The following is a 14,453-nucleotide window of genomic DNA, read 5'->3' as shown; positions in this document are numbered from 1 at the left end:
GTGCCGCCGTCAGGCCGCCGTCAGGCCGGCGTGAGCAGCTCGTGGTCGACCACGTCGGCGACGGCCAGCACCTTGTAACCCTCGCTCTCGAAGAACACCGTCATGCGGTCGTCGTCGGTGCTCATCACCGTGCCCGCGCCCCAGGTCGCGTGCTCGACGCGGGCCCCGTTCGCGAACGCGGGAGGCGCGGTGTCGGTGCGATCACCCTGCCCGCCCTCGCGCGCCTCCTCGGCCTGCCCGGCCGCCCGGCAGCCGTCGCAGTTGCCGCAGCGCTCCGGCGAGTCCTCGCCGAAGTAGCCGAGCAGGAAGTGCCGGCGGCAACCGGGAGCCTCGGCGAAGGTGCGCATCATCTCGATGCGGGAGTGCTCGACGCGCTCCCGGGTCTGGGCGACCCGCCGGGCGGCTTCGGCGGCCGCCTTCGCGTCGAATCCGTCGACCGGCTCGAACCCCTTCGACGACTCGGTCAGCGTCCCCGCCTCGAGCAGCAGGTCGATCAGGCGCGAGACCGTCCGGGCCCCGAGCGCGAGCTGGTCGGCGACCTCCGACCGGCGGACCGGCCGGCCCGCCGCCGAGAGCGCCGTGAAGACGCCGCGCAGGTCGGCCCGCCCCGGCAGGCCCGAGGCGAAGAACGACCGCAGCGACAGGTCTTCGGGTCGGTAGTGCAGCGTCGCCGTGGCCGGGTCGCCGTCGCGCCCGGCTCGACCGATCTCCTGGTAGTACGAGTCGAGCGAGTCGGGCACGTCGGCGTGCACGACGAATCGGACGTCGGGCTTGTCGATGCCCATGCCGAAGGCGCTCGTCGCGACGACCACGTCGACCTCCCCCGCGTGGAACCGCTCGTGCAGCTCGCCCCGTTCGGCCGAGCGCTGACCTCCGTGGTAGCCGACGACCGTCCGGTCGGGGCACCGCTCGGCGATGGCGCGGGCGTAGTCCTCGGTCGCCTTGCGCGTCGCGACGTAGACGATGCCCGGGGTCGTCAGGGCGGCCACCTGGTCGACGACCGCGCGGGCCTTCTCGTCGTCGTCCTCGTGCCGGACGACCTCGAGCGACAGGTTCGGCCGGTCGAAGCCGTGGCTCAGCACGAGCGGGTCGTCGAGCCGCAACCGCTCGACGATCTCGTCGCGCACGGGGCCCGACCCCGTCGCGGTCAGCGCCAGCACGGTCGGCCCGCCCAGGCGATCGACGACCTCGCCGAGGTGCAGGTAGTCGGGCCGGAAGTCGTGGCCCCACGACGACACGCAGTGCGCCTCGTCGACGACCAAGAGGGCGACCCCGGCGTCGCCCAGTCGCTCGACGGTCTCGTCACGGGCGAGCTGTTCGGGGGCGAGGAACACGTAGGTGACCTCTCCCTCGGCCAGCCGCCGCCAGCCCTCGTCGTTCTCGGCGTCGGTGTGGCCCGAGTTGATCGCGACGGCGGGCGGGGCGTCGGGGCGCCCGACCAGGCCGGCGACCTGGTCGGCCTGCAACGCGATGAGCGGCGACACGACGACGGTGGGCCCGTCGAGCACCGCGCCGGCCACCTGGTAGATCGCGGACTTCCCGAAGCCGGTGGGCATGACCGCCAGGGTGTCCCGCCCGGCGACCACCGCCTCCAGGGCCTCGAGCTGGGCGGGGTGCAGGTCGTCCCAGCCGAACAGGTCGGCGGCGGCACGGACGATCTCGTCACGGCGGGCGGTGCGGGCGGTGCGGTGCGTGATGCGGGCGGTGCGGTGCGTGGCGGCGCTCATGTGGTCCTCGGTCCTGGTGGGGCAGAGGTCCATCCCAGGCACGCGCCGGGCGACACGCGCGGCGCTGCCAGGCGATGCCCGGCCCTCGCGTACCCCGGCGCCGTCGAGCGCCGGACCCTACCCCCGACGGTCCTCGACGGCCCGCTCGGCGCCGTCGCCGTGATCGTGCCGTGGTCGGGGGCGTAGCGTTCACGCCATGAGCGACCAGAAGCAGACCGAGCCCGTCATGGACGGCGCCACCGAGGCCACCGACGACGAGAAGCTGAGCGGCCTGATCGAACAGGTCGAGGCCGACCACGGCGACGAGGGGGCCGCCGCCATGGCGGACCACCTGCGTGACCGCGTGGACGAGACCGCGCAGGCGGACGAGAGCCCCGCCGACGCCGAGGAGTGACACCGGCGGCTCCGTCGCGAGACGGAGCCGCCCCCTCGCGGCCGTGGCCTAGCGTGGAGCCATGACCTACGGCTCCGGCTTCTCGCTCATCGGCGTCCTCTACCCCGTGTTCTTCGTGGTGGTCGCGGCCCTCGCGATCACGCTGGGCGTGCTGTTGATCCGCACCCTGCTCTGGGTGATCCGTGCCCTGTCGGCCGTCACGCGTGAACGCGAACTGCGCATGGACCTGCTGCTCGCCGACGACGGGCCGGCCGGTCCGGCGCGTCCGTCCGCCTCGTCCACCGACGACGGTCCTGGCGGCCCGACCGTCTGACGTCCAGGAGGCGCGGGTGCGGTCCGCCTCTTCACCTCGCGGCCCCAGGTGGCTAGTCTTCTCGCAGGCCCAGACCCCGCCGCCCCCGCCACACCCCGTCGTCGACCCCCGGTCGACGGCTGCCGTGGCCCCGGGGGTCCGGCGACCTGAACCCGCCGGGCTCCCGCCCGGGCGGGTGGCCCGTCGTCGTCACACGGCCCGGCCGTGCACCACCTCGCGGACGAGGTCGGCCACGAGGGCAGGCTGCTCCAGCCCCGGCAGGTGGGCCACGCCCGGTAGGACCCGCCCGGGGCCCTGACCGATCCGCCGGGCCGTCTCGGCGTAGAACGGCTCGTCGGCGGGGATGTCCAGGGCGCCCCAGGTCGCCAGGACCGGCGCCTCGACCGCCCCGAGCCGCGTCCAGGCGTCCAGGCCCGCGTCGCCCGCGTCGTCGGCGGCGTCGACCTCGAGGATGCGCTCGTTCATCCGCGCGAACAGTTCGCGCGGTGCACCCGTGACCCGTCCCACGTCACTCGTCGGCCCGTCGAGCCAGAGGTGTGCCAGCAGGCCCACCTGCGCGTCGACGTCACCGCTGCCGGACGCCTCGTCCAGGGCCTCCATCAGCGGTCCCGTCGCGGGGTCGGGCGTCCAGTCGAAGGGGGTGTCGTCGTCGGTCATGCCGCTGACCGCGGCGCCGATCAGCAGCACGGCGGCCACCCGGGTCGGCTCGGTCAGCGCGAGGTCGAGGGCGAGGGCGCCGCCCATCGAGTTGCCGACGACGACCGCGCGGCCGACGTCCAGGCGGTCGATCACCTCGACGAGGTCGCCCAGGTGCGTGGCCTCGCTGCCCTCGGCGTGGGCCGGGCTCTCGCCGAAGCCCCGGCGGTCGTACGCGACGAGGTCGAGGCCCTCACCCGCGAGCTCGTCGGCGACCGCCGTCCAGCTGCGCCGATCGGCCACCCCCGCATGCAACAGCACCACCGCCGGCCCCTCGCCCGGCCACCGCGTGACCGCCAGGGTGGCTCCGTCCGACAGGGTCACGTCCACTCGAACCGCGCTCATGTCGGTCACGCTAGCGGCGCGGCCGCCCGCAGACCAGACACCTCGACCGGATCCACCGATCACACGCGCCGTTCGGACGAGATGCCCGAACGAACCGCCCGGCCGTACCGACTAGACCCGCTGCTGCCGCGGCACCACGACGCGCTCGAAGACGACCACGCCGGCCGTCGCGATCGGGATCGCGACGAGGGCGCCGAGCACGCCGCCCAGGGCCCCGCCGCCGAACGCCGCCACGATCACGAGGGCACCGGGCACGGCGACGGCCTTCGACATCACCCGCGGGGTCAGCACGTAGGCCTCGACCTGGGCGTAGACGAGCAGCACGACGCCGACCACGATCGCCGTCACCGGCGAGACGGTGATCGTGGCGGCGATGATGATCGAGTAGGCGACCACGGTGCCGACCACGGGGATGAGCGCTCCCAAGAAGGCCAGGGTCGCGAACAGCACCGGCAACGGCCCGCCCGCGATCTCGAGCACGACGAAGACGAAGACGGCGTTGATCGCGGCGAGCGCCACCTGCCCGGCGACGTAGCGACCGACCGACAAGAAGATCTCGTCCGCGATGCTCATGACGTTCTCGCGGTGGCTGCGCGGCACGGCCCGGCTGAGCGACCGCAGCATCTGCGGCAGCGTGATGGCGAAGTAGAGCGTCAGGATGGCGACCACGATGACGGCGGTGATCCCGTTGGTGATGCCGCGCCCGACGGCCAGCAGCCCGCCGCCCAGCGCGAGCAGCTGGTCGGGGTCGAGCAGGTACGACGTCACGGCCCCGACGGCGTCGTCGATGTCGAGGTCGAAGCCGATGGTCTCGACCGTCTGCTGCACCCAGGGCTGGCGCGAGAGCTCCTGCAACGCGGCCGGGGCGGTCCGCACGACGTCGCCGATCTGCTCGATCAGCCTCGGCACGACGGCGGCGACGATGCCGACGACCACCCCGACGACCAGCACGACCGCGACGACGACGCCGACCCACCGAGGGGCGCCCGCCCGCGCGAGGCGACGGACGACGGGCTCGAAGGCCAGGGCCAGGAAGAACGCGAGGCCGATGTAGACGAGGATCGTCGACAGGGCCATCAGGGCGACGATGATGCCGACGCCCAACCCGCCGCCGAGGGTCGCGATCAGGCCGAACCGGAAGGCACCGGGGCGCTGCATCGGGCTGGGCGGGGTGTCGGCCCGGGCGGCCGTTCCGGCCGACCGACGCACGAGACGGGCGCGGGGTGACGAAGGCATCCGCCCATCCTGGCGTGTCGGGCGCGCCGAGGGCCGACCCGCCCGGGAGGCGCGGTGCGGCCAGACGGCTACACGACAGCTGCCGAGGTCGTCAACCCGTCACCGGACCCCCCGGACGGGGCGCACGCTGAGGACGACGGCATCGCGTCGCCAGAACACACGAGGAGGCCCCATGTACTTCCACGCACAGACCTGGATCAACGAGATCGCCGACGGCGAGCCCGACCCCGCGGCCGCCAACGCCCTGCAAGAGGGGCTCGGTGGGCAGTTCGGCGAGATGCGCACCATGATGCAGTACCTCTTCCAGGCCATGAACTTCCGCGGCCCGGCCGCCAAGCCCTACCGCGACCTGATCCAGGGCGTCGGCACCGAGGAGATCAGCCACGTCGAGTTGATCGGGACGACGATCTCGCGCCTGGTCGACGGCAGCCCCGAGTACAGCGGCAAGCTGACCGACCCGCTCGACACCCCAGGGGCCGGCGGCGCGACGCCCCTGAACGTCGCCCTCGACACCGGCAACATCCACCACTACCTGGTCGGTGCCCAGGGCGCACTGCCGGTCGACTCGGTCGGCAACCCGTGGAGCGGCAGCTACGTCTACAACTCGGGCAACCTGCCGCTCGACCTGCTCTACAACGTCATGCTCGAGTCGACGGGTCGCCTGCAGAAGTGCCGCATCTACGAGATGACCGACAACCCGGTCGCCCGGGGCACCCTCGCCTACCTGATCGTCCGCGACCAGGCACACGAGAACGCCTACGCCAAGGCGCTCGAGTCGCTCGGCGTCAACTGGAACACGCTGCTGCCGATCCCGAAGACGAACGCCGAGAGGTTCCCCGAAGTGAAGAAGCTGCTCGACCTCGGCCTGCAGAGCAAGCAGTACAGCTTCGACCTCGACGGCAAGAGCGAGGCGAGCAAGATCTTCCGCGGCCCGTCGCCCTCGAAGGACGGCACCGAGCTGACGGCGACCGAGCAGGCCCCCCAGGGCGTGCCGTCGACGATCAGCCCCGAGCGCCTCGAGGAGTTCTCGCCCGGCCTCGACGCCGACCTGCTCGAGCTGATCCAGGCCACGGCCGACCTCGAGCTGCAAGAGATCGAGTCGTACTACGGCCCCACGGCGAACTGACCCGGCCCTGGAACGACCGAAGGCCCGCCCCGACGAGAGTCGGGGCGGGCCTCCGGCGTCGGGGCGGACGGGTGCGTGGGGTCAGGCCCCCTGCACGTTCTCCTTCGACTGCTGTGCGCTGTCCTTCACGTCGCCCGCGGCACTCGTGGCGTCGTCCTTGACGGTCGACGCGGCGTCCTGCTAGCTCTCGGCGCCGTCCGAGACCTCGCTGTCGTCGCTCTGCTCGGAGTCGTCGACGAGACCCTGCTTCGACCCGTCGGCCAGGTCTTCGGTGTACTGCTTGTCGTCCTCGGTGATGTCGGTCGAGCCGTCCGGGATGCCGCTGTCGTTGGTCATGACCGCACGCTACGCCCTGCCGTCGGGGTGCGGCGCGGCGAGCTCGAGGTTGACGTCGTCGGGGTCCTGCAGCGACAGGATCACGAGCCCGAAGGCGGGCAGCGGCGTCACCTCGCCGTGCTCGACGCCCAGCTCGTCCAGTCGACGGGCGGCCTCGTGCAGCTCGCCGACCGAACCCACCGAGAAGCTCAGGTGGTCGAGGCCGACGCGGTCGGGGTCGAAGCGGTCCCCGGCCGGGGCGACGGGCCGCAGCCCCAGCGTCTGGCCGGCGAAGGTGAACGAGCAGCCACCGTAGGTGCGCTGCGGGTCGTCGTGGATCGTCGGGTCGTCGATCTGGTCGCTGAAGTCGCTGCCGGGAGGCATGCCGAAGAGCTGCTGGTAGAAGGCCTTGCTGCGGTGGATGTCGGTCACGGTGAGCCGCACGTGCGAGAAGCCGCGGGGCGTGACGATGGCGTCGGTCATGGCGTCATCCAACGCCCGCGGCAGGCGTCGGGACCGACTATCATCGTCACGATGGCCCCCGGGCCCGAGTGGAGGAATCCGTGCACCCGACTCCACCGCGTGCCCCGACGCCTGCCCGCCGTGGGCCGCAACATGGCTGACGCAGGCGTGGTCCGGGTGGCTGCGGCCGCCCTAGCACGAGCGACCGCACCCGGCAGCGACCTCTGCGGGCCCTTCCGCGAGACGTTCGGCGTCACCGGCGCCGCGGTCTCGACCTTGGGTGGCCCCCTCGGCACGGGCACGGTCTGCTCGAGCGACGCCGAGTCGTCACGCCGCGACGAGATCCAGTTCGACCTGGGCGAGGGGCCCTGCTGGCAGGCCCACCAGACCGGGCAGGCGGTGGTCGAGTCCGACCTGGTCACGTCGCCCTCGAGGGCGTGGCCTGCCGCGGCGGCGGCACTGACCGCGGCGGGCGTCGCGAGCGTCGCCGCGTTCCCCCTCTCGTACGGTCGCCTCGACCTCGGCGCGGTCGACCTCTACAGCGACGAACGCCGAGAACTCGACGACGTCGAGGTCGACCAGGCGACCACCCTCGCCTGCATCGCGGGCCGCAGCGTCCTGACCCGGGCGCTCGACGCCCTCGCGGCCGGTGACGACAGCCTGTTCCCGACCTCGTTCCCCCGCGAGGTCCACCAGGCGTCGGGCATGGTCATGATGCAGCTGGGCGTCGGTGTCGACGAGGCGCTGCTCGTCATCCGCGGCCACGCCTGGTCGAGCGGCCGACCGCTGCGCGAGGTGGCCAGCGAGATCGTGCTGCACCGGCTGGACTTCTCGTGAGGTCCGGCGACGGTCGTCGTCGACACGGCCTAGGCTGACGCCCGTGACCGACCGCGACAGAGAGACCCAGCTCCTGCAGACGTTCGTCACGCTCGCCGACTCGCTCGTGACCGGCTTCGACACCATCGACGTCCTGCAGATGCTGGTCGAGCGCACCACGGCCCTCTTCGACGCGGCGGACGCCGGCATCATCCTCGCGGGCGCCACCGGCGAGCTCGAGGTGATCGCCTCGACCAACGAGCGCAGCAAGCTCGTCGGGCTGCTGCAACTGCGCGCCGGTGAGGGGCCCTGCGTCGAGTCCTACACGACCGGCGCGGTCGTCTCGGTGCCCGACCTGGCCGACGTCGACGAGCGCTGGCCGGTGTTCGCCGACCTCGCGCGCGACTCCGGTTACGGTTCGGTCCACGCCATCCCGCTGCGCCTCCGCGACCAGAGCCTGGGCTCGCTCAACCTCTTCCGCGACACGACCGGGGTCCTCAACGCCGACGACGCGACGGCCGCCCAGGCACTCGCCGACGTGGCGACCATCAGCATCCTGCAAGAACGAGCCCTCCGCGAGATGGACTCGACCAGGGACCAGCTGCAGCGTGCCCTCGACAGCCGCATCGTCATCGAGCAGGCCAAGGGCGTCGTGTCGTACACGCAGTCGCTCGACATGGACGAGGCGTTCCAGCGCATCCGCCGCCACGCCCGTGAGAACCGACGCCCGCTGGTCGAGGTCGCCTCCGAGATCGTGGCCCGACGCCTGACCGTCTGACCGACCCGCTGGTCATGGGCACCCGATGCGCGTACGGTGAGGCCTGGTAGCCCCAGACCCTGGTCGCCCGTCTCCCGCAGCTCGCAGGCAGACAGACCGGAGCTCTCATGCACCCTCGACCATCCGACCCGTTGCCCCACACCCCGCTCGGCGGCACCGCGCAGGTCTCGACCGTCTGGCCCTCGCTCGACGCCGACGACCACGCCGAGGACGATCCCGCGCTCTGAGCCCTGGGGCCGCAGTGCGTCTGAACCGTCAGGCGGCGGTGCGTGACCGGCGCGAACGGGCCAGCACGAACGGCAGCTGCGTCTCGTCCACCACCGGCACCCCGTACGACAGCGCCTTGCGCACCTTGCCCGAGCTGCACGCGACGTCGGCGGCGACGACCAACGACGTCTCGGTCGTGACCGCCGGCCAGACGACGAGCCCTGCCCGCTCGAGGGAACGGACGAGCACGTCGCGACCCTGGCTCAGCGATCCCGTGAGGGCGACGCGGGCGCCGGGGGCCAGCGGGCCGACGTCGGGCCGGGCCAGGGTCGGCGCCCGGGTCTCGGCCACGGCGCCGAGGGACTCGTCGAGCCCCTCGATGACGTCGAACTCGTCGAGCTCGTCGTCGTCCGCCGGTCGCGGTGCCCGTTCGAGCACCGACGGCACCAGGGCGGCGTCGCGGCGGTGCGGGGCGATGCCGAGCATCTCGGCGACGGCGTCGACCTGCCGCCGTTCGTCGTCCGAGAGGACGTCGTGCGCCCAGACGGTCGAGACGAGCGAGGCGAAGTAGCGGTCGTGCAGCACCTCTCGTGCCGGCTCGTCGAGGTCGAGCTCGACGGCGAGGGTGGCCAGGTTGTCGGCCTCGTCCCGCGAGAGGTACCCGTCGGACAGCGCCTTGTCGAGCATGGCCGCGTACTGGTTCTGGCGTCGGTCGAGATGGAGCTGGGGCAGCAGCTCGGTGGCCCGTTCGAGGAACCTCGGCTCGGCGGGAGCCGGTTCGACGGTGAGGCCGAAGACGTCCCGGTCGAGGTCGAGGTCGACCGGGCCCGTGAGGTGCGCGCTGCCCGTCGGGCCGGCCGGCGGCACCGCGCTCGGGGCGGCGGGCGGCACGGCGCCCGAGGCCGACAGCACGGCGCCCGCCGAGGGGACGGGGGCGAACTCGGGCGTCCGGGCGACGCGGCGCCGGGACCGCCAGGCCGCGCGGCCGGGGCCGTGGGCTCCGTCGTCGGCCCCGCCCGCGCCTCCTGCGAACCGGGGGTGGGGCGGCGTCCGGGGGGTCTCGGCTGTCGGCCACTGCTGCAGCGCGGCGTACCGACCCCACTCGCGCCACCACGACGACTGGGCGTCGCCCATGCGCAGGTAGGCGGACAGCAGGCGGGCGGTGGCGGTGGCGTCGGCCAGCGACTCGTGGGCGTCCGTGAGGTCGACGTCGATGGCCGCGCAGCAGTCGGCGAGGGTCCGGCCGGCACCGGGCAGGTAGGTGGGGGCGAGCTTCATCGTGCAGAGGGCGCCCGCACCGTCGGGACCGAGCGGCGACTCGAGCCCGAGCCGCTCGAACTCGGCCGCCAGGAACTGCGCCTCGAACCGGGCGTTGTGGGCCACGACGACGCGACCGCGCAGGCGGTCGCACAGGTCGTCGACGACGTGCTCGAACCGGGGCGCACCGCGCACGTCGGCGCTGCGCAGGCCGTGCACGTGGATGGGCCCGAGGTCGCGCGACGGGTCGACGACGGTCTCGAAGGTCGCCTCGACCTCGCCGTCGGCGTCGAGGTGCACGATGCCGATCTCGATGATGCGGTGGTGCCGTCCGGGCCAGAGCCCGGTCGTCTCGACGTCGATGACCGCGTAGCCGCCGTGAGCCATGCCACCCCTTTCGTCGGGGCGAGCCTGGCAGGTTGCCCGATGGGCATCCAGCCCGCATCCGGGTGACACTCGTCGGGGGGGGGGCTCACGTCGCGGGCAGCACCGAGGACGCGTGGACCCGGGAGGCGCGGGTCGTGACGCCTGGTCGGTCGCGTCGTCCGCCACCATGGAGGCATGACCACCACACAGGCCTCCGTCACCGCCGTCTGCCGCGTGTCCGCCCTGCTGCCCGACTCGGGCACGATCGGCGTCACCGCCATCGACAAGCGACCCGTGGACGGGCCCGTGCACGTCCGGCCGCTGGGCCTCCGGGCCGACGTGCAGGCCGACCGCAAGCACCACGGCGGCCCCGAGCAGGCGGTCTACGCCTTCGCCGACGAGGACGCGGCGCACTTCGCGGGGCTCCTCGGGCGAGAGGTCACCCCGGGGCTCTTCGGCGAGAACCTGCGGACGTCGGGCGTCGACGTCACCGGGGCCGTCGTCGGCGAACGGTGGGCCGTCGGCGAGACCCTCGTGCTCGAGGTGACGAAGCCGCGCATCCCGTGTGCCACGTTCGCCCGGCGGCTCGGCGAGCCGCAGTGGGTCAAGCGCTTCATGGCCGAGGGGCGACCGGGCGCCTACCTCAAGGTCGTGCACTCGGGTCCGGTCGAGGCGGGCGACGCCGTCGTCGTGCTGTCACGGCCCGACGACGGCGTCACCATCGGCGACGTCTTCGCCGGGCGGGCGCCCGCCTGAGCCGTCGCACCGGGCACCGTGCCTGAGCGCCGACGCCCGGGCCCTACTACCGTCGGACCCGACGGGCCGGGACGCGGCCCCCGCCAGAGGAGGCACCCATGTTCGAAGCCGAGAACATCCGCGACTGGATCGGCATGCCGGTCGTCGACCCCGAGGGCGACAAGGTCGGCTCGCTCGAGAGCATCTACTTCGACACCGCCGCCGACCAGCCGGCGTTCGCCACGGTGACGGCCGGGCTGCTCGGCCGCTCGCGCCTGGTCTTCGTGCCCCTGCAGGGCGCGGTCGTCACCCCGAAGCACCTCAAGGTGCAGTTCGAGAAGAAGCTCGTCAAGGACGCACCGTCGATCGAGACCGACGGCGAGCTCGAGGCGTCGCGCGAACCCGCTGTGTTCGAGCACTACGGCCTCGTCTACCAGACCGGCGCCGGCGGCGAGCGCCGCCTCGGTCGCCGCTGACGCGACCCGGGGGGTCAGCCCTCGACGACGGAGGAGGCGCAGGTCGGTGACCTGCGCCTCCTCCGTCGTCACGGGCGACGCGGTGCGCGCCCGAGTGCAGAACGTGCAAAAATCAGGAGGTGCTGGTCGGTGACCAGTGCCTCCTGCGTCTCGCACCCGCCCCGACGTCGTCGTCGCGCGCGTCGGCCCCGTGCCGCCCCGGCCTCCCGCTCCCCGCCGGTGCCTCCGGCCTCCCCGCCCCCACCCGCTCTGCCCTCTCCCGCTCTGCCTCCACCCGCCTCGCCTTCACCCGCTCTGCCGTCATACGCACCGCCTTCACCCGCCTCGCCTCACGGCCCGTGCCGCCGCCCGAAAGGCCACACCATGTCCCACGCCTCCGCCCCGACCGGCGCCGCGTCACCCGCCACGCCCGGAGCCGGCCCCGGCCAGCCGGCGGCCGTGCCCCGCCACGCCTGGTACGCGCTCGTCGCGCTGCTGCTCGGCATGTTCATCGCGCTGCTCGACACGACCATCGTCAACGTCGCCCTGCCGACGATCCGCACGACCCTCGACGCCTCGGAGTCGACCCTGTCGTGGATCATCTCGGGCTACGCGCTGGCGTTCGGCCTGGCGCTGATCCCCGCGGGGCGCATCGGCGACCGCATCGGCCACAAGTGGGTGTACTTCGTCGGCGTGCTGCTCTTCACGGCGGCGTCGCTGGCCTGCGGCCTCGCCCAGGACGACACGCAGCTCGTGGTCTTCCGCATCGTGCAGGGCCTGGCCGGCGGCATCTTCGTGCCCGCGGTCACGGCGTTCATCCAGTTGCTCTTCCCCGGTCGGTCGCGCGGCAAGGCGTTCGCGATCATGGGCGCCGTCATCGGCGTCTCGTCGGCGCTCGGCCCCATCATCGGCGGCCTGATCATCCAGGCGTTCGGCGACGAGAACGGCTGGCGCCTCGTCTTCTACGTCAACCTGCCGTTCGGCGTCATCACCCTGATCGCCGCCGCCGTCCTGCTGCCGAAGCGCGACGAGTCGGTGCCCCGACCCGACCGGGGGCTGGACTGGATCGGGCTCGTGCTGGTCTCGGGCGCCTTCGTCGCCCTGCTCGTGCCGCTGATCCAGGGGCAGGACGAGGGCTGGCCGCTCTGGACCTACCTGACCATCGCCGCGGGCGTCGTGCTGCTGGCCCTCTTCGGCCTGTGGGAGGTCGCCTACACGAAGCGCGGCAAGACGCCGCTCGTGCCGCCCAAGCTCTTCGCCCACCCCTCGTTCACCGGTGGCGTCGTGCTCGCCCTCGTCTACTTCGCGGCCTTCACCAGCATCTTCTTCACCATCTCGCTGCTCTGGCAGTCGGGCCTCGGCCACAGCGCGCTGGCCTCGGGCGCCGTGGCGATCCCCTTCGCGATCGGCAGCATCATCAGTTCGTCGCAGAGCAACCGCCTCGCTGCCCGACTCGGTCGCGGCGTGCTGATCCTCGGCACGGCGCTCGTCACGGTCGGCCTGACCTGGATGTGGCTCGTGCTCGTGACGGTCGACGCCGCCGACCTGACGAACTGGATGCTGCTCGTGCCGCTGCTGCTCGCCGGCCTCGGCAACGGCTTCTTCATCGCGCCGAACGTGCAGTTCATCGTGTCGACCGTCGACCGCCAGGACGCCGGCTCGGCGAGCGCCGTCATCTCGGCGATCCAGCGCATCGGCTCGGCCGTGGGCATCGCGATCATCGGCAGCGTCCTGTTCGGCACGCTGACGATCTCGGGCCGCACCCCCGCCGACGTCGCGACCGGCTTCACCGACGCCGCCGCCCACGCGATGCTCGTCAGCGCGATCTTCGCCCTCGCGTCGTTCCTGCTGGTGTTCGCCCTGCCGCGCCGCGTGCCGCAGCAACGCGGGTAGCTCGTCCGGGCGGGCGCTCGGGGTACGTGTCCGGACCGGTGCTCGGGGTACGTTTCCGTGCCGGTGCCCGGGGCACGCGTCCGGGCGGCACCAAGAAAGTTGAGGCAAACTGCAACGATGCCCTCAGCCCTGCCGACCACGGAGCCGACCGAGCACCCCGTCTCGACCACGCGTCGCGACCGGGTGCTGCCGCTCGACGGCCTGCGCACGGTGGCCATCGCCCTGGTGGTGCTGTACCACCTGCACGTGCCCGGCTTCGGCAGCGGCTTCGTGGGCGTCAACGTCTTCTTCGTCCTGTCGGGCTACCTGATCACCACGCTGCTGCTGCGTGAGCACGCGTCGACCGGCCGCATCCGGCTGGGTCGCTTCTGGGTGCGTCGCCTGCTGCGGCTGTACCCGACGCTGCTCGCCGTCGTGGTCGTCGGCGTCGCGCTGTGGTGGCTGGTCGGGGACTACCAGGGGTCGACCCTCGGCCCGATCGGAGCCGCCCTCATCGCCCTGACGTACACCGGCAACCTCGCCCGGGCGTTCTTCGACACCTCGCAGGGCGTCTTCGCCCCGATGTGGAGCCTCTCGATGGAGGAGCAGTTCTACCTCGTCTGGCCGCCCGTCCTCGTGCTGCTGCTCGCCCTGGCGGCGCGCCGCAAGGCCTTGGTCGCCGGCCTGTCGACCGTCGTCGTCGCATCCGCCGTGGCCACCTGGTTCCTCTACGACCGCCCGTCCGGAGGCGCGACCCCCGACATCTACTTCAGCCCGGTCCTCAACGTGGCCCCGTTGCTGATGGGCTGCGTCCTGGCCGTCGTGCTGCGGTCCGAGCGCGTCCGCTCGGCCCTGGCCGGCCGCTGGGGAGCCCTCGCCACCTGGCTCGGCCTCGCCGGGGTCGTCGCGTCACTCGTCGTGATCGGCTCGGGATGGCAGCAGAACGTCCTGACCTTCGCGGTCGCCCTGCCTGCCGTGGGCCTGGCCTCGATGCTGCTGATCGGCGGGCTCGTCGTGGCGTCGTCGCCCGTCGCCTGGGTGTTGTCGCTCGCACCGGTCGCCTGGTTCGGTCGTGCGATCTCGTACCCGCTGTACCTCTGGCACGTCGTGTTCATCGCCCTGATCGAGCCGTTCGTCCAGGGCGCCCTCGGCATCGTCCTCGTGCTCGCCGCCGCGATCGGGACGTCCGTCCTGTCGCACCACTTCGTGGAGAAGCCGGCCCTCAAGCTCAAGGGGCGCTTCGAGCCCCGCGAACCGCGCCGCGCCTCCTCGACGACCGACCGCGAGCCCGAGCTCACCCACGCCTGACCCGGTGTGCCGGTGCCGGTCCCGGGAGCAGACCCGGAACGTGAC

15 protein-coding genes are annotated in these 14,453 nt (G+C 72.8%); 9 read left to right on the top strand and 6 right to left on the bottom strand.

From position 1 onward, the window contains the following. Positions 1-20: 20 nt before the first annotated feature. Positions 21-1,727, bottom strand: a complete 1,707-nt coding sequence (locus tag ASG05_RS06655) for a RecQ family ATP-dependent DNA helicase (protein ID WP_082486517.1) — start codon at positions 1,725-1,727, stop codon at positions 21-23. 196 nt (positions 1,728-1,923) lie between these two features. Between ASG05_RS06655 and ASG05_RS06650 the strand changes: the two genes are divergently transcribed. Next, positions 1,924-2,121, top strand: a complete 198-nt coding sequence (locus tag ASG05_RS06650; protein ID WP_056259102.1) for a hypothetical protein — start codon at positions 1,924-1,926, stop codon at positions 2,119-2,121. A gap of 61 nt (positions 2,122-2,182) precedes the next feature. Further along, positions 2,183-2,434, top strand: coding sequence for a hypothetical protein (locus tag ASG05_RS06645; protein WP_056259099.1), 252 nt, complete (start codon positions 2,183-2,185; stop codon positions 2,432-2,434). 189 nt (positions 2,435-2,623) lie between these two features. Here ASG05_RS06645 and ASG05_RS06640 read toward each other — a convergent pair whose 3' ends face one another. Both ASG05_RS06640 and ASG05_RS06635 read right to left on the bottom strand, forming a co-directional pair. After that, positions 2,624-3,475, bottom strand: a complete 852-nt coding sequence (locus ASG05_RS06640) for an alpha/beta fold hydrolase (protein WP_157490109.1) — start codon at positions 3,473-3,475, stop codon at positions 2,624-2,626. Positions 3,476-3,586: 111 nt separating this feature from the next. Further along, a complete protein-coding gene (locus ASG05_RS06635) occupies positions 3,587-4,711 on the bottom strand; it encodes an AI-2E family transporter (RefSeq protein WP_082486515.1) in 1,125 nt (374 codons plus the stop codon). Between the two features lie 172 nt (positions 4,712-4,883). On the opposite strand from ASG05_RS06635, the gene ASG05_RS06630 reads away from it, so the two are divergent. After that, complete coding sequence (locus tag ASG05_RS06630; RefSeq protein WP_056259091.1) at positions 4,884-5,837, top strand: manganese catalase family protein; 954 nt, start codon at positions 4,884-4,886, stop codon at positions 5,835-5,837. Between the two features lie 180 nt (positions 5,838-6,017). On the opposite strand, the gene ASG05_RS16235 is transcribed toward ASG05_RS06630, so the two are convergent. After that, positions 6,018-6,173, bottom strand: a complete 156-nt coding sequence (locus ASG05_RS16235) for a hypothetical protein (RefSeq protein WP_157490108.1) — start codon at positions 6,171-6,173, stop codon at positions 6,018-6,020. A gap of 9 nt (positions 6,174-6,182) precedes the next feature. After that, positions 6,183-6,635 carry a VOC family protein gene (locus ASG05_RS06625; RefSeq protein WP_056259088.1) on the bottom strand — a complete coding sequence of 151 codons (453 nt, stop codon included), beginning with the start codon at positions 6,633-6,635 and terminating at the stop codon, positions 6,183-6,185. 132 nt (positions 6,636-6,767) lie between these two features. On the opposite strand from ASG05_RS06625, the gene ASG05_RS06620 reads away from it, so the two are divergent. Both ASG05_RS06620 and ASG05_RS06615 read left to right on the top strand, forming a co-directional pair. Next, positions 6,768-7,451: a GAF and ANTAR domain-containing protein gene (locus ASG05_RS06620; RefSeq protein ID WP_082486532.1), complete on the top strand. Its 684-nt coding sequence runs from the start codon at positions 6,768-6,770 to the stop codon at positions 7,449-7,451. Positions 7,452-7,494: 43 nt separating this feature from the next. Next, positions 7,495-8,208: a GAF and ANTAR domain-containing protein gene (locus tag ASG05_RS06615; protein ID WP_056259085.1), complete on the top strand. Its 714-nt coding sequence runs from the start codon at positions 7,495-7,497 to the stop codon at positions 8,206-8,208. A gap of 255 nt (positions 8,209-8,463) precedes the next feature. On the opposite strand, the gene ASG05_RS06610 is transcribed toward ASG05_RS06615, so the two are convergent. After that, positions 8,464-10,059, bottom strand: coding sequence for a 3'-5' exonuclease (locus ASG05_RS06610; RefSeq protein ID WP_056259081.1), 1,596 nt, complete (start codon positions 10,057-10,059; stop codon positions 8,464-8,466). 174 nt (positions 10,060-10,233) lie between these two features. Between ASG05_RS06610 and ASG05_RS06605 the strand changes: the two genes are divergently transcribed. The 4 genes from ASG05_RS06605 to ASG05_RS06590 all read left to right on the top strand — a co-directional run bounded on the left by ASG05_RS06605 (position 10,234) and on the right by ASG05_RS06590 (position 14,408). Next, positions 10,234-10,794 carry an MOSC domain-containing protein gene (locus ASG05_RS06605; RefSeq protein WP_082486513.1) on the top strand — a complete coding sequence of 187 codons (561 nt, stop codon included), beginning with the start codon at positions 10,234-10,236 and terminating at the stop codon, positions 10,792-10,794. 98 nt (positions 10,795-10,892) lie between these two features. Then, positions 10,893-11,249 carry a PRC-barrel domain-containing protein gene (locus ASG05_RS06600; RefSeq protein WP_056259078.1) on the top strand — a complete coding sequence of 119 codons (357 nt, stop codon included), beginning with the start codon at positions 10,893-10,895 and terminating at the stop codon, positions 11,247-11,249. A gap of 363 nt (positions 11,250-11,612) precedes the next feature. Further along, positions 11,613-13,121 carry an MFS transporter gene (locus ASG05_RS06595; RefSeq protein ID WP_082486512.1) on the top strand — a complete coding sequence of 503 codons (1,509 nt, stop codon included), beginning with the start codon at positions 11,613-11,615 and terminating at the stop codon, positions 13,119-13,121. 117 nt (positions 13,122-13,238) lie between these two features. After that, on the top strand, positions 13,239-14,408 hold the full coding sequence (locus ASG05_RS06590; RefSeq protein WP_056259075.1) for an acyltransferase: 1,170 nt from the start codon (positions 13,239-13,241) through the stop codon (positions 14,406-14,408). The last annotated feature ends 45 nt before the right edge of the window (positions 14,409-14,453 follow it).

Source organism: Frigoribacterium sp. Leaf186, assembly GCF_001423905.1.
Lineage (GTDB): Bacteria > Actinomycetota > Actinomycetes > Actinomycetales > Microbacteriaceae > Frigoribacterium.
The sequence above is the reverse complement of the archived record's forward strand: the minus strand, read 5'-3'. Positions and strand labels throughout refer to the sequence as shown.